Raw genomic sequence first — 24,083 nt, 5'->3', positions numbered from 1 at the left:
TACCACGCAGAGCGTGGGAACGATCTGGATGAAAGTGGCTTATCATTAGCCACCTACCGACGCTGACCAAGGTTCTCCCCGGCATGCTGGCAATTTTCCTCACCACCCTCACCATCACCGCGCCGGTGTTTGCCATGCTGTTCCTGGGTGTGCTGCTCAAGCGCATCAAGTGGATCAACGACAACTTCATCCACACGGCGTCGTCCCTGGTGTTCAACGTCACCATGCCGGCGTTGCTGTTTTTGGGCATCCTGCATGCCGACCTGCATTCGGCGCTCAAGCCGGGCCTGCTGATCTACTTTTCCATCGCCACGCTGGTGAGTTTTGCCCTGGCCTGGGGCTGGGCGATCTTGCGCTGCAAGCGCGAAGACCGGGGTATCTATACCCAGGGCGCGTTTCGCGGCAACAACGGCGTGATCGGCTTGGCGCTGGCCGCCAGCATGTACGGTGACTACGGTATCTCGCTCGGCGCGATCCTCGCGGCGCTGGTGATTCTGTTCTACAACACGCTATCGACCATCGTGCTGGCGGTGTACAGCCCGGTGATCAAGTCCGATCCGTGGAGCATCTTCAAGAGTGTGGTGGCCAATCCGCTGATCATCAGCGTGTTTCTGGCGGCCCCATTTGCCTATTTTCAGATTGGCCTGCCGGGCTGGCTGGAAAAATCCATGCAATACCTTGCGGACACCACCTTGCCGCTGGCATTGATCTGCATTGGCGGCACGTTGTCCCTCGCTGCGCTACGCAAGAGCGGCAAGATGGCGCTGAGCGCGAGCTTGATGAAGATGGTCTGGTTGCCGGTGGTCGCCACGATGGGCGCTTGGCTGCTGGGGTTCCGCGGGCCGGAGCTGGGGATTCTGTTCCTGTATTTCGGTGCGCCGACAGCCGCAGCCAGCTTTGTGATGGCCAGGGCGGCCGAAGGGAATCATGAGCTGGCGGCGGCGATTATTGTGATCACCACGCTGATGGCGGCGGTGACCACCAATATCGGGATTTTCGTGTTGCAGGCGGGTGGCTGGATCTGAGATTTTCAGCGCCCTCAAGGGCCAATCGCAGGCAAGCCAGCTCCCACACCTGAATGTGTTCACACATCAAAACGTGGGAGCTGGCTTGCCTGCGATAGCTACCTGACAGTCACGGCTGTTCTGCCTGATACGCCTCAATCACTTCCTGCGCCGCCCGAAACGCATCAATTGCCGCCGGCACGCCCGCATACACCGCGCAATGCAGCAGCGCTTCGCGAATCTCCTCCACCGTACACCCATTGTTCAACGCGCCGCGCACGTGCCCCTTCAGCTCCTGTGGGCACTTGAGCGCGGTAAGGGCGGCGAGGGTGATCAGGCTGCGGGTCTTCAGCGGCAACCCTTCGCGATTCCACACGCTGCCCCAGGCGTGTTCGTTGACGAAATCCTGCAGCGGCTGGGTGAATTCGGTGGCATTGCCCAGGGCGCGGTCGACGAACACATCGCCCATGACTTGGCGACGCATTTCAACCCCGGGCTTTTTCTGATCGGTCATTGCGGTTCCCTCTTGTATTGGCGGCGCCAGGCTCGCAGCGTGCTGAATAACAGGAAAGCCACCAGCACTGGCAGTACGTAATACAGCATCAGTTGTTCAAGCTTGTTGGCCAGCGGCATGCCGGTGGTGAAAGCCATCACGTGCAGCCCGTACGCCAGGTACAGACCCAGCAGTACCAGGCCTTCGGCGCGGGTCATGCGGTAGCCGGTGTAGAACACCGGCAGGCACAGCAGTACCACGCCAAGCATCACCGGCAGGTCGAAATCCAGCGCGTTGGGCGAGACCGAGAGTGGCGAGGGCGCGAGCAGCGCGGTCAGCCCCAATACGCCAAGCAGGTTGAACAGGTTGCTGCCGATCACGTTGCCCACGGCGATTTCCCGCTGGCCGCGCAGCGCGGCAATCAACGACGTGGCGAGGCACGGCAACGACGTGCCGACGCCGATCAGCGTCAGGCCGATCACGCGCTCCGACAGGCCCAGATCGCTCGCCACATCGACCGCCGCGCCCAGCAGCAAATGTCCCGCCAGCACCAGGATCAGCAACCCGCCGAGCATCAGCAGCACGCTGCTCAACCAGGGCGCCCGGGCCACCGTGTTCAGCGTGCGCGGTCGCCGGGAATGGCGAGTCTGGTAGTGCAGCACGCCGAGGTAGGCGCCCAAGGCAACCAGCAGCAACAGGCCGTCGACGGGAGTGAGTTCTTCATTGGCGGCAAGAATGAACACCAGCAACCCGGCGAGGATCATCACCGGAATATCCAGGCGCACCAGTTGCCGCGAGACCCGCAGCGGAATGATCAGTGCCGACAGGCCCAGCGTTACCAGGATGTTGAAGATGCTGCTGCCGATCACGCTACCCACGGCGATATCGGTGTTACCGGCCAGGGTGGCCTGCAGGCTGACAGTCATTTGCGGTGCGCTGCTGCCAAAGGCGACGATCGTCAGCCCGATGATCAGCGGGCGCACCTTGAGGCTCGCGGCCAGGCGCACGGCGGCGCGCACCAGGATTTCGGCGCCGGCGATCAGCAGCAAAAGGCCGCCGGCCAGTTCCAGCAGGCTCCAGGGGGAGAGGGCGGTTAGTCCGAAAATGGCCAGGGCTCCATTGTCAGTTACTCATGGCTTGTACGCGCACGCGTGCCGTACCGCTGCCGATCATACCCAGTTGCTCGGCGGCCTTGCGTGAAAGATCGATCAGGCGCCCACGGGTATGCGGGCCGCGATCATTGATGCGCACCACCACAGATTTGTCGTTGTTCAGGTTGGTGACCTTGACCTGGGTGCCGAACGGCAGACGCCGATGGGCGGCGGTCAGCCCGTTCTGGTTGAAGGGCTCACCGCTGGCGGTACGTTTGCCATGGTGTCTGGCGCCGTAATAGGAGGCGGTGCCGGTTTCGTCGTAGCCGTTGGGGTCGATGACACCGCTGGCGCAGCCGGTCAGCAGGCCGAACACGGCCATAAGGCCGAGTAGACGCTTCATGTTCAAGGTGCCCCGTATGATCGTTCCCACGCTCTGCGTGGGAATGCAGCCCGTGACGCTCCGCGTCACAAAAGCGGACGCGGAGCGTCCAGTGAGGCGTTCCCACGCAAAGCGTGGGAACGATCAGGGTCAACCCTCGAGCTTGCTTTTCAGCAATTCGTTGACCTGTTGCGGGTTGGCCTTACCCTTGGAGGCTTTCATCGCCTGGCCGACAAAGAAGCCGAACATCTTGCCGCGCTTGGCTTCGTCCGCCGCGCGGTATTGCTCGACCTGCTCGGCGTTGGCCGCGAGCATTTCATCGAGTACGGCCGAGATCGCGCCGCTGTCGGTGACTTGCTTGAGGCCGCGCTTTTCGATGATCTCGTCCGCGCTGCCTTCGCCGCTGGCCATGGCTTCGAACACCGTCTTGGCGATTTTGCCGGAGATGGTGTTGTCCTTGATGCGCAGCAGCATGCCGCCCAGTTGCTCGGCGGACACCGGGGCCTCGTCGATTTCTAGGCCCTGCTTGTTCAGCAGGCTGCCCAGCTCGACCATTACCCAGTTGGCCGCCAGTTTGGCATCACCGGCAATGCTCACGACCTTTTCGAAGTAATCGGCTTGCTCGCGGCTGGAGGCCAGGACGCTGGCATCGTAGACCGACAGGCCGAACTGCGCCTGGAAGCGCTCGCGTTTCTGTTGCGGCAATTCCGGCAGGGTGGCGCGGATGTCGTTGAGGAACGAATCCTCCAGCACCACCGGCAACAGGTCCGGGTCGGGGAAGTAACGGTAGTCGTTGGCTTCTTCCTTGCTGCGCATGGCGCGGGTTTCGTCTTTGTTCGGGTCATACAGGCGGGTTTGCTGGATGACCTTGCCGCCGTCTTCGATCAGCTCGATCTGGCGACGCACTTCGCTGTTGATCGCCTTCTCGATGAAGCGGAACGAGTTGACGTTCTTGATCTCGCAGCGCGTGCCGTATTCGGCCTGGCCCTTGGGGCGAATCGACACGTTGCAGTCGCAACGCAGCGAGCCTTCGGCCATGTTGCCGTCGCAGATGCCCAGGTAGCGCACCAGGGCGTGGATGGTCTTGACGTAGGCCACGGCCTCCTTGGCGCTGCGCATGTCCGGCTCGGAGACGATCTCCAGCAGCGGCGTGCCGGCACGGTTCAGGTCGATGCCGGTCGCGCCCGGGAATTCTTCGTGCAGGCTCTTGCCGGCGTCTTCCTCAAGGTGCGCACGGGTGACGCCAACGCGCTTGATGGTGCCGTCTTCCAGCGGGATATCCAGGTAGCCCTTGCCGACGATCGGCAATTCCATCTGGCTGATCTGATAGCCCTTGGGCAGGTCCGGGTAGAAGTAGTTCTTGCGCGCGAACACGTTGTGCTGACCGATCTCGGCGTCAATTGCCAGGCCGAACATCACCGCCATGCGCACCGCTTCCTGGTTCAGTACCGGCAGCACCCCGGGCATGCCCAGGTCCACCAGGCTGGCCTGGGTGTTGGGGCCTGCGCCGAACGTGGTGGAGCTGCCGGAGAAAATCTTCGATTGGGTGGCGAGCTGGGTATGAATCTCCAGCCCGATCACAACTTCCCATTGCATAGTGTTCTCCTCAGAAGCCGGTAGGGGTGCGGGTGTGCCAGTCAGTGTTCAACTGGTACTGGTGCGCCACATTGAGCAGGCGGCCTTCCTGGAAATACGGGGCGAGCAATTGCACACCCACCGGCAGGCCGTCGACGAAGCCGGCGGGCATGGACAAGCCCGGCAAGCCCGCGAGGTTGGCGGTGATGGTGTACAGGTCTTCCAGGTACTCGGCGATCGGGTCGCCGGTCTTGGCGCCGATCTTCCAGGCCGGGTTCGGCGTGGTCGGGCCGAGGATCACATCGACGTCTTCAAAGGCAGCCATGAAGTCGTTCTTGATCAGGCGGCGGATTTTCTGCGCCTTGAGGTAGTAAGCGTCGTAGTAGCCGGCCGAGAGGGCATAGGCGCCGACCATGATGCGGCGTTGCACTTCAGCGCCGAAGCCTTCGCCACGGGAGCGCTTGTACAGATCGGTGAGGTCTTTGGGGTTTTCACAGCGATAGCCGAAACGCACGCCGTCGAAACGCGACAGGTTGGAAGAGGCTTCCGCTGGCGCGATCACGTAATACGCAGCAATTGCGTGCTGATTGTTCGGCAGGCTGATTTCCTTGACCACGGCACCGAGGCCTTCCAGCGTCTTGACGCTGTTGTGCACCAGTTCGGCGATGCGCGGGTCGAGGCCGGCGCTGAAATATTCCTTCGGCACGCCGATGCGCAGGCCCTTGAGCGAGGTATTCAGGGCGGCGCTGTAGTCCGGCACAGGCTCGTCGATGCTGGTGGAGTCCTGCTTATCGAAACCCGCCATGCCTTGTAACAAAATCGCGCAGTCTTCGGCGGTGCGAGCCAGCGGGCCGCCCTGATCGAGGCTGGAGGCGTAGGCGATCATGCCCCAGCGGGAAACGCGACCGTAGGTCGGCTTCAATCCGGTGAGGTTGGTGAACGCGGCAGGCTGGCGGATCGAGCCGCCGGTGTCCGTGGCGGTGGCGGCCGGCAGGAAGCGCGCGGCCACCGCGGCGGCCGATCCACCGGACGAGCCGCCGGGTACGTGCGCAAGGTTCCACGGGTTTTTCACCGCGCCGTAGTAGCTCGACTCGTTGGCCGAACCCATGGCGAACTCGTCCATGTTGGTCTTGCCCAGGGTCACGGCGCCGGCGGCGGCCAGCTTGGACACCACGGTGGCGTCGTAGGGTGCCTTGAAGTTGTCGAGCATCTTCGAGCCGCAGCTGGTGCGAATGCCCTGGGTGCAGAACAGGTCTTTGTGGGCGATGGGGGCGCCCAGCAGTGCGCCATTTTCACCGTTGGCGCGACGTGCGTCGGCGGCCTTGGCCTGGCTCAAGGCCAGCTCCTCGGTGAGGCTGATGAAGCTGTTGACCTTTGGATCGAGCTCGGCGATGCGCGCAAGCAGGGTCTTGGTCAGCTCTTCGGAAGAAAACTTTTTGTCGGCGAGACCGCGGGCGATCTCGGCCAGAGTCATGTGATGCATTGCAGGCTCTTTCCCTTTAGTCGATGACTTTCGGAACCAGGTACAGGCCGTTTTCGACCGCTGGCGCGATGGACTGGTAGGCCTCGCGATTATTACTTTCGGTCACGACGTCTGCGCGCAGGCGCTGGCTGGCTTCCAGCGGGTGAGCCAGGGGCTCGATACCGTCGGTATTCACGGCCTGCATCTGGTCGACCAGCCCGAGAATGCTGTTCAGGGCTGCGGTGGTCTGTGGAAGATCGGCATCATTGAGGCCTAGCGAGGCCAGATGCGCGATTTTTTCCACGTCGGAGCGTTCTAGCGTCATGGGAATCTCCAGTGGAAAACAGAACGGAGGCTATCCGTGTGTTAGATTGTCGGAACACTACCGCATTTCTACGGTCTTACGGCCGCGATTGTGGGGTTGGGTGCACAGAAAGTCGGCCAATTTAGCACATTGGCGCCTTGCCCAAAATCCCTGTCGTTGTTAGAGTTTGCCGCACTTTTTTACCCACGCGTTGCCTAGGGTCCCTTTCCCATGTTCAAGAAACTGCGTGGCATGTTTTCCAGCGATCTTTCCATTGACCTGGGCACTGCCAACACCCTTATTTACGTGCGCGAGCGCGGTATCGTTCTGAATGAGCCATCGGTTGTGGCCATTCGGACCCATGGTAATCAGAAAAGTGTCGTTGCCGTTGGCACCGAGGCCAAGCGTATGCTCGGCCGTACACCAGGCAATATTGCTGCCATTCGTCCGATGAAAGACGGCGTGATCGCCGACTTCAGTGTCTGCGAGAAGATGCTGCAGTACTTCATCAACAAGGTTCACGAAAACAGTTTCCTGCAGCCCAGCCCTCGTGTGCTGATCTGCGTTCCCTGCAAGTCCACCCAGGTGGAGCGCCGCGCCATCCGCGAATCGGCCCTCGGCGCCGGTGCCCGTGAAGTGTTCCTGATCGAAGAGCCGATGGCCGCTGCGATCGGTGCCGGCCTGCCGGTTGAAGAAGCGCGCGGTTCGATGGTGGTGGATATCGGTGGTGGTACCACTGAAATCGCCCTGATTTCCCTGAACGGTGTGGTGTATGCCGAATCCGTGCGCGTGGGCGGCGACCGCTTCGACGAAGCGATCATCACGTATGTGCGTCGCAACTATGGCAGCCTGATCGGTGAGTCCACCGCCGAGCGCATCAAGCAGGAAATCGGTACGGCCTACCCGGGCGGCGAAGTGCGCGAAGTCGATGTTCGCGGCCGCAACCTGGCCGAAGGCGTGCCACGTGCCTTCACCCTGAACTCCAATGAAGTGCTGGAGGCGCTGCAAGAGTCGCTGGCCACCATCGTTCAGGCGGTGAAGAGTGCCCTGGAGCAATCGCCGCCGGAGTTGGCCTCCGACATCGCCGAGCGTGGCCTGGTACTGACCGGTGGTGGCGCCTTGCTGCGGGACCTCGACAAGCTGCTGGCCCAGGAAACCGGCCTGCCGGTGATCGTCGCCGAAGACCCGCTGACCTGCGTCGCCCGTGGCGGTGGCCGTGCACTGGAAATGATGGATAAACACACCATGGACCTGCTTTCCAGCGAATAAGTCGTTGCGGGTTTGCCCATGTTTCGCCCGCAGGCAGCACTTTGCAGTGCTGCCTGTTGGCGTTTATCTTCTTCAATCTGCATCCGGGCCGGTTAGATGCCGTATGAATAAAGCGAACATTTGCCTGGGAGGAGCGGCTTATTAAACCGCTTTTCGCCAAAGGCCCCTCATTGGGCGTGCGCCTGTTGGTGCTGGTCGTGCTATCGGTCGCGCTGATGGTGGTCGATGCCCGTTTTGCGCTGCTCAAACCGGTGCGCAGCCAAATGTCGCTGGTGCTGATGCAGACTTACTGGATCACCGACCTGCCGCAACGTCTGTACCAGGGCGTGGCCAGCCAATTCGGCAGCCGTACCGAGCTGGTTGCAGAGAACGAAAAACTCAAGACCGAAAACCTGCTGCTGCAGGGGCGCATGCAAAAGCTCGCGGCCCTCACCGAGCAGAACGTTCGGCTGCGCGAGTTGCTCAATTCTTCAGCGCTGGTCAATGAAAAGGTCGAAGTGGCCGAGTTGATCGGCATGGACCCGAACCCTTTTACCCATCGTATCATCATCAACAAGGGTGAACGCGACGGTGTGGTCCTCGGCCAGCCGGTGCTCGATGCCCGCGGCCTGATGGGTCAGGTGGTCGAGCTGATGCCCTACACCTCGCGGGTATTGCTGCTCACGGACACGACCCACAGCATTCCGGTGCAGGTCAACCGCAACGGCCTGCGTGCGATTGCCAGCGGCACCGGCAACCCCGAGCGCCTGGAATTGCGGCATGTGGCCGATACCGCCGACATCAAGGAAGGCGACCTGTTGGTCAGCTCCGGGCTGGGTCAGCGTTTCCCGGCGGGCTACCCGGTGGCGACGGTGAAGGAAGTGATCCACGATTCCGGCCAGCCGTTCGCCATTGTGCGCGCCGTGCCTACCGCCGCGTTGAACCGCAGCCGCTACCTGCTGCTGGTGTTCAGCGACAACCGCACTCCGGAAGAGCGGGCCAACGACGCTGCCCAGGCCCAGGAGGCGGAAGACAAGAAGAACGGCACTGCGCCGGTCATTCCTTCCACCGTGCCCAAGCCTGCCCCGGCACCTGCCACCCCTGCGGCCACCCCGGCAGTGGTTGCGCCTGCCGCGACGCCCGTCAAGCCGGCGGCGCACCCGGTCAAACCGGCCGCAACCAAACCTTCCGCGTCGACGCCAGCCACCACCACGCCGGCGGCTAAACCGCCTGCCGCCGCCCCGGCCGCACGCCCGGCGGCGACTGCCCCGGCAACCACGCGGCAGAGGGAGGAATAATGGCCAGTACTCATTCGCGCAATGGCTGGATCGTTTGGCTGACCTTTGCCGTCGGCCTGCTGCTCAGTGTCTCGCCACTGCCACAGTTCATGGAGATCCTGCGCCCGCTCTGGCTGGCCTTGCTGCTGGCCTTCTGGTCGCTGAACCTGCCGCATAAAGTCGGCATGGTCACCGCCATGTTCCTGGGTTTGGCGCAAGACGTGTTGTATGGCACCTTGTTGGGCCAGAACGCATTGATCCTGACCCTGATTACTTTTCTGGTGCTGTCGTTGCAGCAGCGCCTGCGCATGTTCCCGATGTGGCAGCAGTGCCTGGTGATCCTGGTGATCTTCGGGCTGGCGCAGCTTGTTCAGCTCTGGCTGAGCGCATTGACCGGTAATCGTCAGCCTACGCTAGCGCTGGTATTGCCGGCCCTGGTCAGCGCCTTGCTATGGCCATGGATCAGCTTCGGCCTGCGTGGGTTACGTCGCCGCTATAAGATCAATTGAATGGATTGCGAGGCTCTGCCTGGTTATCGAACCCTACAGGGAGAGTCTGCAATGAATTCGCTATACCTGGCCTCGGGCTCCCCGAGGCGGCGTGAACTGTTGACCCAGATCGGTGTGCCCTTCACCGTGGTCAGCGCCGCTATTGATGAAACCCCTCTTACAAATGAATCCGCCGTTTCCTACGTCGAGCGCTTGGCGCGCGGCAAGGCGATGGCGGGTTTCGCTGCGCTTGAGCAAACCGCCGACGCCTGTGTGTTGGGTGCCGATACTGCCGTGATGGTTGATGGCAAGATCCTCGGCAAACCCGTGGACCAGGCAGATGCCTTGGCGATGCTGATGGCCCTGGCGGGACGTGAACACCAAGTGCTGACCGCCATCGCGGTCACCGACGGCCAGCGTTGTGAAACGCAATGCGTAATCAGCCGTGTGCTTTTTCGCGGGATTACTGTCGAGGAGGCTACGACCTACTGGCACAGTGGCGAGCCTCAGGACAAGGCGGGCGGCTATGCTATTCAAGGACTGGGTTCAGTGTTTGTCGCCGGCCTCAATGGCAGTTATTCCGCCGTGGTCGGCCTGCCAGTGTGCGAAACCGCGCAACTGCTCGGCCAATTCGGCATACCCTGTTGGCAAAACCTAACCGTGCGCTGAACGCCTCTACTTGAGCGCCCAGCCTTAAGCGATCGGTCACTATTGTGAAAACGCCTGAACGAGACCCAGCCATGAGTGAAGAGATTCTGATCAATATCACGCCGATGGAATCGCGCGTGGCGGTGGTAGAGAACGGTGTTCTGCAAGAAGTCCACGTGGAGCGCACCCAGAAGCGCGGGATCGTCGGCAATATCTACAAGGGCAAGGTTGTGCGCGTGTTGCCGGGGATGCAGGCCGCCTTCGTCGACATCGGCCTGGATCGTGCCGCGTTTATCCATGCTTCGGAAATTTCCCTGCGCGAAGGCCCGGCGGTCGAAAGCATCAGCGCCCTGGTGCACGAAGGGCAGAGCCTGGTGGTGCAAGTCACCAAGGACCCCATCGGTTCCAAGGGCGCTCGCCTGACCACGCAGCTGTCGATTCCGTCGCGCTACCTGGTCTACATGCCGCGCACCGCCCATGTCGGCATTTCCCTGAAGATCGAAGACGAAGCCGAGCGCGAACGCCTCAAGAAGGTGGTCAGCGATTGCGTAGCCGCCGAAGGCATCAAGGAGGCCGGTGGTTTTATCCTGCGCACCGCCGCGGAGGGCGCGGGCGCCGATGAAATCCTGATGGACATCCGTTACCTGCGCCGGTTGTGGGACCAGATCGACGTGCAGATCAAGACCATCAGCGCGCCAAGCGTCATTTACGAAGACCTGGGCCTGGCCCTGCGCACACTGCGCGACCTGGTCAGCCCGAAGATTGAAAAAATTCGCATCGACTCGCGGGAAACCTTCCAGCGCACCACGCAGTTTGTCGCCGAGCTGATGCCGGAAATTGCCGACCGCCTGGAGCATTACCCTGGCGAACGGCCGATCTTTGACCTGTATGGCGTCGAAGATGAAATCCAGAAAGCCCTGGAACGCAAGGTACCACTCAAGTCCGGCGGCTATCTGGTGGTGGACCCGGCGGAAGCCATGACCACCATTGACGTCAACACGGGCGCGTTCGTCGGCCATCGCAACCTCGAAGAGACGATCTTCAAGACCAACCTCGAAGCAGCTACCGCAATTGCCCGCCAGCTGCGTCTGCGCAACCTGGGCGGCATCATCATCATCGACTTCATCGACATGGAAGACGAAGAGCACCAACGCCAGGTGCTGCGTACTCTCGAAAAGCAGCTGGAACGCGATCACGCCAAGACCAACATCATCGGCATTACCGAGCTGGGCCTGGTGCAGATGACCCGCAAGCGCACCCGCGAAAGCCTCGAGCAGGTGCTGTGCGAGCCGTGCAGCAGTTGCCAGGGGCGCGGTAAATTGAAGACGCCGGAAACGGTTTGCTACGAGATTTTCCGTGAAATCCTACGAGAGGCGCGAGCCTATCAGGCCGAAGGTTATAGAGTACTCGCCAACCAGAAAGTGGTGGATCGGCTGCTGGACGAAGAGTCCGGCAACGTTGCCGAGCTGGAGGGGTTTATCGGGCGCACGATTCGCTTCCAGGTCGAAACCATGTATTCCCAGGAACAATATGACGTGGTGCTGCTCTGATCCCCAACCGTTTTCCTTTATTCGACGGGCAGACGTTGATCTGCCGTCCGCCTACCGCCTTGAGGGTCGCCTGACATGGAGCGTCTGATACGCTTTTTTGCCGCTTTGACCCGTTGGGGCCTGGGCCTTTGCGCCTTGCTGCTGGTACTGGCGGCCGTGTATGTGAGCCTGGGTCGTGAATTGACCCCACTGGTGGCCGAATACCGTGGGGAAGTCGAAGCCAAGGCCCAGGCTGCGGTGGACATGCCCCTGCATATCGGCAGTCTTGAAGGCCGCTGGAGCGGCTTCGCCCCGGTATTGCTGGCCCATGATGTGATGGTGGGCGAGGGCAGCAGTGCCCTGCGCCTGGACCAGGTCGAAATGGTGCCGGATATCTGGGCCAGCCTCATGGCTCGCGAAGTGCGCATTGCGCATTTGCAAGTCAGTGGCTTGCAGCTCAGCGTAAAGGAGGACAAGGACGGCAAGTGGGCCCTCCAGGGCCTGCCGCTGCGCGACGACCAGCCGCTGGACCCGGAGCAGTTGCTCATGCGCATGCAGCGGGTCAAGCGTGTGTCGCTGCTCGACAGCCAAGTCACGTTGCAACCGTTTGACCAGGCACCCGTGACGCTGACGTATGTCGGGCTGAGCCTGCAAACCGGCATGACCCGCCAGCGTCTGGACGCGCGCTTGACCCTGCCCGATGGTCAGCCGCTCGCCTTGAGCCTGCGCACGCGTATTCGCGCCACTCAGTGGAAGGACGGCGAAGTCCAGGCCTACCTGAGCCTGCCGCAAAGCGATTGGGCCAAGTGGATCCCGGCCAAGTTGACCCAGCAGTGGGCACTCAGCCAATTCAAGGCCGGTGGCGAATTCTGGCTGACCTGGGCCAAAGGCACCGTGCAAAGTGCAGTGGTGCGCCTCAACTCGCCTCAAGTCAAAGGCCGTTACGCCGAGCGCAAGCCTGTGCACGTCGAAAACCTTGCGCTCACCGCCTACCTGCAGCGCAGCGACACCGGCCTCAAGGTGCTGTTCGACTCCCTGGCGATGAACCTGGGGCAAACCCGTTGGGAATCCCGCCTGCAACTCCAGCAGACCCTGGCTACCGACAAGGACCAGGAAATCTGGAAACTTCAGGCCGATCGCCTGGACCTGACGCCGCTCACGCCACTGCTCAATGCCCTGGCGCCGCTGCCGGAGGGTTTCGCCAAAACCATCGAGCACCTCAAGGCCACCGGCCTGCTGCGTAATGTGCTGGTGGACTTTCGCCCTCAAGACACCACCGATCAAAAAGTCAGCTTCGCCGCCAACCTCGAGCGCATCGGTTTCGATGCCTACTCTGGCGCGCCGGCCGCGCGTAACGTGTCGGGCAGTATCAGCGGCGACCTGGGCCATGGCGAGCTGCGCATGGACAGCAAGGACTTCTCCCTGCACCTCGACCCGATCTTCGCCAAGCCCTGGCAGTATCTGCAGGCCAATGCACGCCTGACCTGGAAGCTGGACAAGCAAGGCTTCACCCTGATCGCCCCTTATATCAAAGTGCTGGGCGAGGAGGGCAAGATCGCCGCCGACTTCCTGATTCGCCTGCATTTCGACCACAGCCAGGAAGACTACATGGACCTGCGCGTCGGCATGGTCGATGGCGACGGGCGCTTCACCCCCAAGTACCTGCCGGCGGTGTTGAGCCCGGCACTGGATGAATGGTTGCGCACCGCGATTCTCAAGGGCGCGGTGGACCAGGGCTTCTTCCAGTACCAGGGTTCGCTGAACCACGGCGCGTTGCCGGCTTCGCGCAATATCAGCCTGTTCTTCAAGGTGCATGACGCCGAACTGGCGTTCCAGCCGGGCTGGCCCCATGTGAGCAAGGTCAACGGTGAAGTGTTTGTCGAGGAGAGCGGCGTACGCATCCTGGCCAGCAAAGGCCAGTTGCTCGACACCAAGGTCAAGGACATCTACGTCAATATTCCCCATGCGCTTGCCGGCAAGGACAGCCATCTGTTGCTGACGGGTGGTTTTGCCGGGGGTTTGGGTGATGGCCTGAAGATTCTCCAGGAAGCACCGATCGGCACGGCATCGACCTTCGCCGGCTGGAAAGGCGAGGGCGACCTGCAAGGCAATCTCGACCTGGATATTCCGTTGACCAAGGGCGCCGAACCTAAAATCGTGGTGGACTTCAAGACCGATAAGGCGCGCCTGCAACTGGCGGAGCCCAGCCTTGACCTGACCCAGCTCAAGGGCGATTTCCGCTTTGACAGCACCAAGGGCCTCAGTGGCCAGAACATCACGGCCCAGGCGTTCGACCGGCCGATCACCGCGCAGATTTTTGCCGACGGCAAGCCGGGCACTGTCAGCACGCGCGTGGTTGCCAAGGGCCAGGTAACGGTCAAGCGGCTGACGGACTGGCTGAACGTCACTCAGCCGTTGCCGGTCTCCGGTGATATTCCCTACCAGTTGCAACTGGACCTGAGCGGCGCCGACAGCCAACTGATGGTCAGCTCGAACCTCAAGGGCGTGGCGGTGGATTTGCCCGCGCCGTTCGGCATGCCAGCCAGCCAGGGCCGTGACAGCGTATTTCGCATGACCCTGCAGGGCGCCGAGCGCCGCTATTGGTTCGATTACGGCGAATTGGCGAATTTTACTTTTGCCGCGCCGCCGGACAAATTTAATGATGGCCGGGGAGAGCTGTTCCTCGGTGATGGCGATGCGGTGCTGCCAGGTGCCAGGGGCTTGCGTATTCGCGGCGTGCTGTCGGAACTGGATATCGATCCCTGGAGAAAGCTCGTCAACCAGTACGCCGGGAACGACCCTGGCGGCAGTGCCAAGCAATTGCTCAGCGGCGCCGATTTCAAGGTGGGCAAACTGACCGGTTTTGGCACCCAGTTTGATCGCGTGAACTTGCAATTGGACCGTAAGCAGGCGGCGTGGGGCTTGCAGCTCGACAGCCAGCAGGCCAAGGGCACGGTCAACCTGCCGGACGCCAAGGGCGCACCGATTGCGATCAACCTGCAATACGTGAAACTGCCGGCGGTGGACCCGACGGTGCAGGCGGACGAAAACGCGCCGGACCCATTGGCGAGCATCGATCCGAAGGATATTCCGGCGCTGGATATCGCCATAGACCAGTTGTTCCAAGGCCCGGACCTGGTCGGCGCCTGGTCGCTGAAAATCCGCCCGACCGCCAAGGGCCTGGCGTTCACTAACCTGGACCTGGGCCTCAAGGGCATGCAGCTCAAGGGGGCCGGTGGTTGGGAGGGCGCCGCGGGCGCCAGCGGCAGTTGGTACAAGGGCCGCCTGGACGGCAAGAATATTGGTGATGTGCTCAAGGGGTGGGGTTATGCACCGACCGTCACCAGCCAGGATTTCCATCTGGACGTGGATGGTCGCTGGCCCGGTTCGCCGGCCTATGTAGGGCCCAAGCGCTTCTCGGGCAGCCTGGACGCGGCATTCCGCAACGGTCAGTTCGTGGAAGTGGAAGGCGGTGCCCAGGCCCTGCGGGTATTCGGCCTGCTGAACTTCAACTCCATCGGGCGCCGGTTGCGCCTGGACTTTTCCGACTTGCTCGGCAAGGGCTTGAGCTATGACCGGGTCAAAGGCTTGTTGGCCGCCAGTGACGGTGTGTTCGTGACCCGTGAACCGATCACCATGACCGGGCCATCGACCAACCTGGAGCTCAACGGCACCCTGGACTTGGTCGCCGACCGGGTTGACGCCAAGCTGCTGGTCACCCTGCCGGTCACCAATAACCTGCCGATCGCCGCGCTGATCGTGGGCGCGCCGGCGATTGGCGGTGCGTTGTTCCTGATCGACAAGCTGATCGGTGACCGTGTTGCGCGCTTCGCCAGCGTGCAATACAAGGTGGAAGGCCCATGGAAAGACCCGAAAATCACCTTCGACAAGCCATTTGAAAAGCCAAACTGAGAGCCTGTGGAGTAGCATGGCGACCTATCCTTCAGGGAGTGTCGGCCCATGTCCTTTGCGGTAATTCAAATGGTCAGCCAGAGCGATGTGCTGGCCAACCTGGCCCAGGCCCGGCGTCTGCTGGAGCAAGCGGCGGCGGGGGGTGCGAAGTTGGCGGTGCTGCCCGAAAACTTCGCCGCCATGGGCCGTCGCGATGTGGCCGATATCGGCCGCGCCGAAGCGCTGGGCGACGGCCCGATCCTGCCATGGTTGAAACAGACCGCCCGCGACCTCACCTTATGGATAGTGGCCGGTACTTTGCCGTTGCCACCCGAGGATCAACCGCACGCCAAGCCACATGCCTGCTCGCTGTTGGTCGATGATCGCGGCCAGACCATTGCCCGTTACGACAAGCTGCATTTGTTCGATGTCGATGTGGCGGACGCTCGAGGTCGCTATCGCGAGTCTGATGACTATGCTTTCGGGGGCAACGTGGTGGTCGCGGATACACCGGTCGGCCGCCTGGGGCTGACGGTATGTTACGACCTGCGCTTCCCCGAGCTCTACAGCGAGTTGCGTGCGGCGGGGGCGCAATTGATTAGCGCACCTTCGGCGTTTACGGCCGTGACCGGCGCCGCGCATTGGGATGTGCTGGTGCGTGCAAGGGCCATCGAAACCCAGTGCTACCTGCTGGCGGCCGCCCAGGGCGGTGTGCATCCAGGCCCACGGGAAACCCATGGGCACGCGGCGATTGTCGACCCGTGGGGGCGCGTGCTGGCGCAACAGGACAAAGGCGAAGCGGTGTTGTTGGCCGAGCGCGATAGCAGTGAACAGGCGTCGATTCGGGCGCGCATGCCGGTGGTCAACCATCGGCGCTTTTTCTCGCAGGGCGCACAGCGGCCTGCTTCGGAACGATGAATTTAAGGCCATACCTATGAGCGAGTTGTTGTCCTCAGTCAGTGAACACCTCCTGGCACCCGGTGGCGTGACCATCGAAAGTCTGCAAACCGTGCTCGGCGATCTGGCCGGGCCGGGCATTGACGCGGCCGATCTGTATTTCCAGGGCCAGATCTCCGAGTCCTGGTCGTTGGAAGACGGGATCGTCAAGGAAGGCAGTTTCAATCTTGATCAGGGTGTCGGCGTGCGTGCGCAATCCGGCGAGAAAACCGGTTTCGCCTACAGCAACGCGATCACCCTGGAAGCCTTGGGCCTGGCGGCGCGTGCTGCGCGCTCGATCTCGCGCGCCGGGCAAAACGGCACGGTGCAGGCATTCAGCACCCAGGACGTGGCCCAGTTGTACGCACCGGAGAACCCACTGGAAGTGATCAGCCGCGCGGAAAAGGTCGAGCTGCTCAAGCGTGTCGACGCGGCCACCCGTGCCCTGGACCCACGTATCCAGCAGGTCACCGTGAGCATGGCCGGCGTGTGGGAACGTATCCTGGTGGCGTCCACCGATGGCGGCCTGGCGGCGGATGTACGGCCGCTGGTGCGTTTCAACGTGAGTGTGATCGTCGAGCAGAACGGCCGTCGCGAGCGCGGCGGCCATGGCGGCGGCGGGCGTACCGACTACCGTTATTTCCTCAGTGATGACCGCGCCATGGGGTATGCCCGTGAAGCGCTGCGCCAGGCGCTGGTCAACCTGGAAGCGATTCCGGCACCGGCGGGTACCCTGCCGGTAGTGCTGGGTTCGGGCTGGTCCGGTGTGCTGCTGCACGAAGCGGTCGGGCATGGCCTGGAAGGGGACTTCAACCGCAAGGGCAGTTCGGCCTACAGCGGGCGCATGGGCGAAATGGTTGCGTCCAAGCTCTGCACTATCGTCGATGACGGCACCCTGGCCGGGCGTCGTGGCTCGCTGAGCGTGGATGATGAGGGGACCCCAACCGAGTGCACCACCCTGATCGAAAACGGCGTGCTCAAGGGCTATATGCAAGACAAGCTCAACGCTCGCCTGATGGGGGTTGCCCGCACCGGTAACGGCCGCCGCGAATCTTATGCGCACCTGCCGATGCCACGCATGACCAATACCTACATGCTCGGTGGCCAAAGCGATCCGGCGGAAATCATCGCTTCGGTAAAGCGCGGCATCTACTGCGCCAACCTCGGTGGCGGCCAGGTGGATATCACCAGCGGCAAGTTCGTGTTTTCCACCAGCGAGGCATACCTGATCGAAGACGGCAAGATTACCGCGCCGGTCAAAGGGGCAACGTTGATCGGTAACGGCCCGGAAGCAATGAGCAAGGTGTCGATGGTCGGCAACGACCTGTCGCTGGACAGCGGTGTGGGCACGTGCGGTAAGGATGGGCAGTCGGTGCCGGTGGGTGTCGGCCAGCCAACGCTGAAGATTGATGCGATCACCGTGGGTGGCACGGGGTCGTGAGCCGTGGAGCTTCGGGTGGCGAAGACCGCCACCCGGGGAAGAGGATCAGCGCAGACCGCGTTGAGTCTCGTCCAGCTCTCGGATGTACTTGAAGATTTTACGGCTGGTGGCCGGCGCTTTGTTATGCGCCTGCTCGTGCTGGGCCTGACGGATCAGGGAGCGCAGTTGCTGGCGGTCCGCATCCGGATAGTCCAGCACGAATTTCTCCAGCACGGCGTCATCGCCCTCAATCAGGCGGTCACGCCAACGCTCCAGGTTATGGAAGCGTTCGTTGTACTGGCGAGTGGAGGCATCGGTTTGATCAAGCAAGGCCAGAATGGCGTCAGTGTCCTGATCGCGCATCAGTTTGCCGATAAACATGATGTGCCGTTTACGCGCGATATTCGCGGTGTGCTTGGGCGCATCCGCCAAAGCCCGGCGCATTTCGTCGGTCAACGGCAGTTTTGCAATCAAATCCTTCTTGAGCGTTGTAAGGCGCTCGCCGAGGTCAACCAGAGCATGCAGCTCACGTTTGACCTGGGTTTTGCTTTTCTCCCCATCGAGGGAGTCGTCGTAAGAATCAACCATGGTGGCAGTCCGCAAAGAAACGCCGCCATGATAACCAGTCGGGGGCCGCTTGTCCGGCCCGGTCGCTCGATGGCCTTAACCGAAAGCAGAATTTGAGTGGAGAAAACCATGAGTGCAGCCCAAAGCGTCGGTCCGCAAGCGTTACCGGCACTGCAGGAACAAGTGGAGCAGATCCTTGCCGAGGCCAAGCGCCAGGGGGCCAGCGCCTGTGAAGTGGCGGTGTCGCTGGAGCAAGGGCTGTCGACGTCGGTCCGTCAGCGAGAAGTGGAAACCGTTGAGTTCAATCGCGACCAAGGGTTCGGCATTACTTTGTATGTAGGGCAGCGCAAAGGGTCGGCCAGTACCTCGGCCAGCGGCCCGGAGGCGATTCGCGAAACCGTGGCCGCTGCATTGGCGATCGCCAAGCACACCTCCGAAGATGAAAGCTCGGGCTTGGCCGACAAGGCGCTGATGGCCAAGGACCTGCAGGATTTCGATCTGTTCCACGCCTGGGACATCACGCCGGAGCAGGCCATCGAGCAGGCGTTGATCTGCGAATCGGCGGCGTTCGACGCCGATGCCCGCATCAAGAACGCCGATGGCACCACGTTGAGTACTCACCAGGGGTGCCGCGTGTACGGCAACAGTCATGGTTTTATCGGCGGTTATGCTTCTACGCGCCATAGCCTGAGCTGCGTGATGATCGCCGAGGCCAACGGCCAGATGCAACGCGATTACTGGTACGACGTGAACCGCCAGGGTGACCTGCTCGCGGATCCGGTCAGCATTGGCCAACGCGCCGCGCAACGTGCGGCGAGTCGCCTGGGTGCGCGCCCGGTGCCAACCTGTGAAGTGCCGGTGCTGTTTTCCGCAGAGCTGGCCGGTGGTTTGTTCGGCAGTTTCCTGGGGGCGATTTCCGGTGGCAATCTGTACCGCAAATCTTCGTTTCTCGAAGGTGCGATCGGCCAGAAACTGTTTCCCGAGTGGCTGACCATTGACGAACGCCCGCACCTGATGCGCGCCCTGGGCAGCACATCGTTCGATGGCGATGGCTTGGCGACTTATGCCAAGCCGTTTGTCGAGAACGGCGAGTTGGTCTCCTACGTATTGAGCACCTATTCCGGCCGCAAACTCGGCCTGCCGAGCACTGCCAACTCCGGTGGCGTGCACAACCTGTTCGTCACCCACGGCGACGAAGACCAGGCCGCCCTGCTGCGGCGCATGGGGCGTGGCCTGCTGGTGACCGAATTGATGGGCCATGGCTTGAACATGGTTACCGGTGATTACTCCCGTGGCGCCGCGGGTTTCTGGGTGGAAAACGGCGAGATTCAATTTGCCGTCCAGGAGGTGACCATCGCTGGCAACATGCGCGATATGTTCAAGCAGATCGTCGCGGTGGGTAATGACTTGGAACTGCGCAGCAACATTCGTACAGGTTCGGTGTTGATCGAGCGAATGACTGTCGCTGGTAGCTGATCCTCTCATCGCTTCACCCAAAGGCGCGCCGTCTTGAAGATGGCGCGTTTTTTTTTGGGCGTGGCAAGGGATTAACACGCCGCCCTTGTTTTGATTCTTAATATCATTTAATAATAAATCTCATTACCGAGTGAGTGTGGATCATGAAGCCTGTCCTGCATGAGGATCCTTACCTTGAGAGTTGGCGCTGGATGAGTCGCCAGATTCGTTGCGGCCTCGACCCCAACGAGCCGCGCTTGATCGAGCATTACCTCGATGAGGGGCGGTACCTGGTGTGCTGCAACGCCACCCATCCATGGACGATCGCTGAAACCTCATTCCGTTTGCTACTCGACACAGCCAGCGATATCGCGCTGCCCTGGCATTGGCGTTCCATGTGCCTGGATCAGGCCTGGCGCCCACTGCGCGATCTGGAAAAGCTCTCCCACTGTGCCTGCCGCCTCAAGCGCTGGCAGACCCTGGCCTGGCAATTGGCTACGTGCCAATTGCTGCCTTCCCTTTCCGTTACTGACCTGGTCCAAGGATCCTCCGATGAGTGATACCCGTATCGAACGCGACAGCATGGGCGAATTGCAGGTGCCCGCCGAGGCTTTATACGGCGCCCAGACCCAGCGCGCGGTGAACAATTTCCCGATCAGCCATCAACCCATGCCGGCGCAATTCATTCGCGCATTGATTCTGGCCAAAGCCGCCGCCGCCAAGGTCAATGTCGACCTCGAGCAAATCAGCGCAGGGCAGGGCAAGGCTATCGTCGATGCCGCCCAAGGTTTGCTCGAAAGTGATTTCATGCGGCACTTCCCGGTGGATATCTTCCAGACCGGTTCCGGCACCAGCTCCAACATGAATGCCAACGAGGTGATTGCAGCCCTCGCGACCCGTTTGCTGGGCGAGCCGGTCAACCCCAACGACCACGTGAACTGCGGCCAAAGCAGCAATGACATCATTCCGACCACGATCCACGTCAGTGCTGCGCTGGTGCTGCATGAGCGCACGCTGCCGGCCTTGCTGCATTTGGTTCAGGTGATCGAGCAGAAAGCCGAAGAGGTCCACCCGTTCATCAAGACCGGCCGCACGCACCTGATGGACGCCATGCCGGTGCGCATGAGCCAGGTGCTCAACGGCTGGGCGCAGCAGCTCAAGGCCAACATCGGGCATTTGCAGGATTTGCTGCCAAGCTTGCAAGCGCTGGCCCAAGGCGGCACGGCGGTCGGCACCGGAGTCAACGCACACCCGCAGTTCGCCGCGTGTTTCAGCCAGCAACTGAGCACCATGACTGGCGTGACCTTCACCCCAGGCAAGAACCTGTTTGCGCTGATCAGCTCCCAGGACACCGCCGTTGCTGTCTCCGGCCAGTTGAAAGCCACCGCCGTGTCGCTGATGAAAATCGCCAACGACTTGCGCTGGATGAACTCCGGCCCGCTCGCCGGCCTGGGCGAAATCGAACTCGAAGCCCTGCAGCCGGGCTCCTCGATCATGCCCGGTAAGGTCAACCCGGTGATCCCGGAAGCGACCGCCATGGTCGCCGCCCAGGTCATCGGCAACGACACGGTGATCACCGTCGCCGGCCAGTCGGGCAATTTCGAGCTGAACGTGATGCTGCCGGTCATCGCCCAGAACCTGCTCAGCAGTCTCCAATTGCTGGCCAATGCCAGCCGTTTGCTGGCAGACAAGGCCATTGCCAGCTTCAAGGTCAATGAAGCCAAGCTCAAGGAAGCGTTATCGCGCAACCCGATCCTGGTCACCGCACTCAACCCGATCATCGGTTACCAAAAGGCTGCCGAGATCGCCAAGACGGCCTATCAGCAGGGCCGCCCGGTGATTGATGTCGCCCTCGAGCACACTGACTTGCCGCGCAGCCAACTGGAAGTCCTGCTGGATCCGGAAAAGCTCACGGCTGGTGGCGTGTAATCACCGACCCTGCTTTGGAGGCTCACCATGGAGCACTGGAAACGCACGATCGAACGGGCCAATCGCTGTTTTATGGCGGGCGAACTGGTGGACGCTCGCGAGGCCTACTTGCAAGCCCTGGCCCTGGCCCAAGTGTTGTTCGAACGCTGGGCGGATGCCGACGAAGCGGTGGCGGCCTGCGTCATTTCCCATCACAACCTGGCGGATCTGCACCTGCGCCTGAACCAGCCGGAAGAGAGCGCCGAATACCTCTGCGCGATCCACCAGCGCCTGCTGCAAACCATGCAGGACTCTCGGTTGAGCGCGCAATTGCGCGAAGCGGCCCTGCGTCAGAGCAGCAAGACTTACGTCGAGCTATTGAACTTCATCAGTGATCACGGTGAGTACCCGCGCACCCATCGCTTGCTGGGTGGCGCTGCGGCGCAACCGACCACTTCCCTCTACGGAGCACATTGATATGACTTACACCTTGCCTGCCTTGCCTTACGCCTACGACGCCCTGGAACCGCATATCGATGCGCAGACCATGGAAATTCATTACACCAAGCACCACCAGACCTACATCAACAACCTCAACGCGGCCGTAGAAGGCACCGAGTTTGCGGGCTGGCCGGTGGAGAAGCTGGTGTCCAGCGTGCAGCAGCTGCCGGAAAAACTGCGCGCTGCGGTGATCAACCAAGGCGGCGGCCACGCCAACCATTCGTTGTTCTGGGCGGTGATGTCGCCCAAGGGGGGAGGTAAACCGGAGGGTGCGCTGGGCAAGGCGATTGACGAGCAATTGGGTGGCTTCGACAGCTTCAAGGAAGCGTTCACGAAGGCGGCCCTGACCCGTTTCGGCAGCGGTTGGGCCTGGCTGAGCGTCACCCCGCAAAAGACCCTGATTGTGGAAAGCAGCGGTAACCAGGACAGCCCGCTGATGAACGGTAATACGCCGATCCTCGGCCTGGACGTCTGGGAGCACGCCTACTACCTGCTGTATCAGAACCGTCGCCCCGAATACATCAATGCCTTCTACAGTGTTATTAACTGGCCGGAAGTTGCCGCGCGCTATCAGGCCGCTGTTGCCTGACTTCAACCTCATAACAAGATCTAAGGCCGATTATGGGCACTGAAACACTGGCGATCAGCAGCGGGCGAATGTTTCGTTATGCGTTTGGCTCGCTGCTGCTATTGGCAGGTTCTGCATTGCTGGTGGCCCAGGGGCTGGCCTGGCTGGACCTGGAACCGCGTATTCTGCGCGCCCTGCAGGGCGGGGCCATCTGCGCGCTCGGCACGGCGCTTGGTGCCGTTCCGGTGCTGGTCATCCGGCGCATGCCGGTAGCGCTGAGCGATACGTTGCTGGGCTTTGGTGCCGGGGTGATGCTGGCGGCGACGGCGTTCTCGCTGATCGTGCCGGGCATTGCCGCGGCCGAGAGCCTGGGACTGTCGCCCTGGGGTGCCAGCGGCTTGATCAGTTTCGGCATTATGTTCGGGGCATTCGGGCTGTACCTGGTTGACCGCCAGGTCTCCGGTGCCAGCCCGGAAATGCTGGTGGGCACGCCGGACAAACCGGTGATCCCGCCGCGCATCTGGCTGTTCGTGTTTGCCATCATCGCCCACAACATTCCGGAAGGCATGGCGGTGGGCGTCTCCGCCGGTGGCGGCATGCCGGAGGCCGACAGCCTGGCTATGGGCATTGCATTGCAGGATGTGCCTGAAGGCCTGGTGATTGCGCTGGTATTGGCCGGGGCAGGGATGTCACGGGTCAAGGCCTTCCTGATCGGTGCGGCGTCAGGGCTGGTGGAGCCGGTGTTTGCCGTGCTCTGCGCGTGGCTGGTAAGCCTGGCCGAGGTGCTGTTGCCTTTGGGCCTGGCGTTGGCTGCTGGCGCGATGCTGTTGGTGGTGACTCACGAAGTCATTCCCGAATCGCGGCGCAATGGTCACGAAAAGCTTGCCAGCCTTGGGCTGTGTACGGGGTTTTGTCTGATGATGGTGATGGATACTGCGCTGGGGTGATTGCTGCTCTTTGTAGGAGCGAGCTTGCTCGCGAAGAACGTAAACGATAACGCGGGCATTCTGGTTTAACCGGGTGCCTGTGCGTTTCACGAGCAAGCTCGCTCCTACAAAGAGGGTTATTCGCCTTCGTCAAAATAGTTGTTGATCAACGCCACCAAAGCATCCATCGCTTCCTGCTCCTGCTCGCCTTCGGTCTTCAAGTGAATCTTGGTGCCCTTGCCGGCCGCCAGCATCATCATGGCCATGATGCTCTTGCCGTCGACCATGGATTCCGGGGTGCGCCCCGCGCGGATCTGGCAGGGGAACTGACCCGCCACACCCACGAACTTGGCCGAGGCGCGGGCGTGCAAACCCAGCTTGTTGATGATTTCAATTTCACGAGCGGGCAT

General features: G+C 61.7%; 23 protein-coding genes. 15 read left to right on the top strand and 8 right to left on the bottom strand.

The annotated features are described in order from the left end of the window. The first annotated feature begins 83 nt into the window (after positions 1–83). Positions 84–1,025, top strand: a complete 942-nt coding sequence (locus ACLH0H_RS04745) for an AEC family transporter (RefSeq protein ID WP_411381177.1) — start codon at positions 84–86, stop codon at positions 1,023–1,025. A gap of 109 nt (positions 1,026–1,134) precedes the next feature. Here the strand turns inward: ACLH0H_RS04745 and ACLH0H_RS04740 are convergent, their stop codons facing one another. The 6 genes from ACLH0H_RS04740 to gatC form a co-directional block, all read right to left on the bottom strand. Then, positions 1,135–1,518 (bottom strand): carboxymuconolactone decarboxylase family protein, encoded by a 384-nt coding sequence (locus tag ACLH0H_RS04740; RefSeq protein WP_411381176.1) that lies wholly within the window; start codon positions 1,516–1,518, stop codon positions 1,135–1,137. Beyond that, positions 1,515–2,561: a calcium/sodium antiporter gene (locus tag ACLH0H_RS04735; RefSeq protein ID WP_411382364.1), complete on the bottom strand. Its 1,047-nt coding sequence runs from the start codon at positions 2,559–2,561 to the stop codon at positions 1,515–1,517. Before ACLH0H_RS04735 ends, ACLH0H_RS04740 begins: the two co-directional genes overlap by 4 nt. 58 nt (positions 2,562–2,619) lie before the next feature. Further along, entirely contained in the window at positions 2,620–2,991 is a 372-nt protein-coding gene (locus ACLH0H_RS04730) for a septal ring lytic transglycosylase RlpA family protein (protein ID WP_411381175.1), read from the bottom strand. A 129-nt stretch (positions 2,992–3,120) separates the two neighbouring features. Further along, on the bottom strand, positions 3,121–4,566 hold the full coding sequence (gatB, locus tag ACLH0H_RS04725) for an Asp-tRNA(Asn)/Glu-tRNA(Gln) amidotransferase subunit GatB (RefSeq protein WP_411381174.1): 1,446 nt from the start codon (positions 4,564–4,566) through the stop codon (positions 3,121–3,123). Positions 4,567–4,576: 10 nt separating this feature from the next. Next, the gene (gene gatA, locus ACLH0H_RS04720) at positions 4,577–6,028 is read right to left on the bottom strand and encodes an Asp-tRNA(Asn)/Glu-tRNA(Gln) amidotransferase subunit GatA (protein ID WP_411381173.1); all 1,452 of its coding nucleotides are present in this window, start codon (positions 6,026–6,028) and stop codon (positions 4,577–4,579) included. Positions 6,029–6,044: 16 nt separating this feature from the next. After that, on the bottom strand, positions 6,045–6,332 hold the full coding sequence (gatC, locus tag ACLH0H_RS04715; protein WP_010213142.1) for an Asp-tRNA(Asn)/Glu-tRNA(Gln) amidotransferase subunit GatC: 288 nt from the start codon (positions 6,330–6,332) through the stop codon (positions 6,045–6,047). Positions 6,333–6,542: 210 nt separating this feature from the next. On the opposite strand from gatC, the gene mreB reads away from it, so the two are divergent. From mreB to tldD, 8 genes are all read left to right on the top strand, one after another. Then, a complete protein-coding gene (gene mreB / locus ACLH0H_RS04710) occupies positions 6,543–7,580 on the top strand; it encodes a rod shape-determining protein MreB (RefSeq protein WP_002555108.1) in 1,038 nt (345 codons plus the stop codon). Positions 7,581–7,720: 140 nt separating this feature from the next. Beyond that, positions 7,721–8,857: a rod shape-determining protein MreC gene (mreC, locus tag ACLH0H_RS04705; protein ID WP_411382363.1), complete on the top strand. Its 1,137-nt coding sequence runs from the start codon at positions 7,721–7,723 to the stop codon at positions 8,855–8,857. After that, positions 8,857–9,345 (top strand): rod shape-determining protein MreD, encoded by a 489-nt coding sequence (gene mreD, locus ACLH0H_RS04700; RefSeq protein WP_186688315.1) that lies wholly within the window; start codon positions 8,857–8,859, stop codon positions 9,343–9,345. The genes mreC and mreD overlap by 1 nt, the downstream gene beginning before the upstream one ends. Before the next feature lie 51 nt (positions 9,346–9,396). Continuing rightward, on the top strand, positions 9,397–9,993 hold the full coding sequence (locus ACLH0H_RS04695; RefSeq protein WP_411381172.1) for a Maf family protein: 597 nt from the start codon (positions 9,397–9,399) through the stop codon (positions 9,991–9,993). 71 nt (positions 9,994–10,064) lie between these two features. Next, on the top strand, positions 10,065–11,522 hold the full coding sequence (gene rng / locus ACLH0H_RS04690) for a ribonuclease G (protein ID WP_076951166.1): 1,458 nt from the start codon (positions 10,065–10,067) through the stop codon (positions 11,520–11,522). Positions 11,523–11,597: 75 nt separating this feature from the next. Further along, a complete protein-coding gene (locus tag ACLH0H_RS04685) occupies positions 11,598–15,413 on the top strand; it encodes a YhdP family protein (protein ID WP_411381171.1) in 3,816 nt (1,271 codons plus the stop codon). Between the two features lie 48 nt (positions 15,414–15,461). Continuing rightward, positions 15,462–16,310: a carbon-nitrogen hydrolase family protein gene (locus ACLH0H_RS04680; RefSeq protein ID WP_411381170.1), complete on the top strand. Its 849-nt coding sequence runs from the start codon at positions 15,462–15,464 to the stop codon at positions 16,308–16,310. A 16-nt stretch (positions 16,311–16,326) separates the two neighbouring features. After that, on the top strand, positions 16,327–17,769 hold the full coding sequence (tldD, locus tag ACLH0H_RS04675) for a metalloprotease TldD (protein ID WP_411381169.1): 1,443 nt from the start codon (positions 16,327–16,329) through the stop codon (positions 17,767–17,769). A 45-nt stretch (positions 17,770–17,814) separates the two neighbouring features. Here tldD and yjgA read toward each other — a convergent pair whose 3' ends face one another. Then, on the bottom strand, positions 17,815–18,336 hold the full coding sequence (yjgA, locus tag ACLH0H_RS04670; protein WP_076951170.1) for a ribosome biogenesis factor YjgA: 522 nt from the start codon (positions 18,334–18,336) through the stop codon (positions 17,815–17,817). Positions 18,337–18,444: 108 nt separating this feature from the next. Between yjgA and pmbA the strand changes: the two genes are divergently transcribed. From pmbA to ACLH0H_RS04640, 6 genes are all read left to right on the top strand, one after another. Further along, the gene (gene pmbA, locus ACLH0H_RS04665; RefSeq protein ID WP_411381168.1) at positions 18,445–19,791 is read left to right on the top strand and encodes a metalloprotease PmbA; all 1,347 of its coding nucleotides are present in this window, start codon (positions 18,445–18,447) and stop codon (positions 19,789–19,791) included. 143 nt (positions 19,792–19,934) lie between these two features. Continuing rightward, on the top strand, positions 19,935–20,330 hold the full coding sequence (locus ACLH0H_RS04660) for a FagA protein (protein ID WP_411381167.1): 396 nt from the start codon (positions 19,935–19,937) through the stop codon (positions 20,328–20,330). Further along, positions 20,323–21,699, top strand: a complete 1,377-nt coding sequence (locus ACLH0H_RS04655) for a class II fumarate hydratase (RefSeq protein ID WP_411381166.1) — start codon at positions 20,323–20,325, stop codon at positions 21,697–21,699. The genes ACLH0H_RS04660 and ACLH0H_RS04655 overlap by 8 nt, the downstream gene beginning before the upstream one ends. A 27-nt stretch (positions 21,700–21,726) precedes the next feature. Continuing rightward, a complete protein-coding gene (locus ACLH0H_RS04650; RefSeq protein ID WP_411381165.1) occupies positions 21,727–22,155 on the top strand; it encodes a hypothetical protein in 429 nt (142 codons plus the stop codon). Position 22,156: 1 nt separating this feature from the next. Then, positions 22,157–22,768: a superoxide dismutase gene (locus ACLH0H_RS04645; RefSeq protein WP_411381164.1), complete on the top strand. Its 612-nt coding sequence runs from the start codon at positions 22,157–22,159 to the stop codon at positions 22,766–22,768. A gap of 32 nt (positions 22,769–22,800) precedes the next feature. Next, entirely contained in the window at positions 22,801–23,694 is an 894-nt protein-coding gene (locus tag ACLH0H_RS04640) for a ZIP family metal transporter (RefSeq protein ID WP_411381163.1), read from the top strand. Between the two features lie 116 nt (positions 23,695–23,810). Here the strand turns inward: ACLH0H_RS04640 and ACLH0H_RS04635 are convergent, their stop codons facing one another. After that, a complete protein-coding gene (locus ACLH0H_RS04635; protein WP_044271635.1) occupies positions 23,811–24,083 on the bottom strand; it encodes an HPr family phosphocarrier protein in 273 nt (90 codons plus the stop codon).

This window comes from Pseudomonas sp. MPB26 (genome assembly GCF_046605355.1).
Lineage (GTDB): Bacteria > Pseudomonadota > Gammaproteobacteria > Pseudomonadales > Pseudomonadaceae > Aquipseudomonas > Aquipseudomonas cedrina.
Note: the sequence above shows the minus strand (reverse complement) of the source record. Positions and strands in the feature narration are given on the sequence as shown.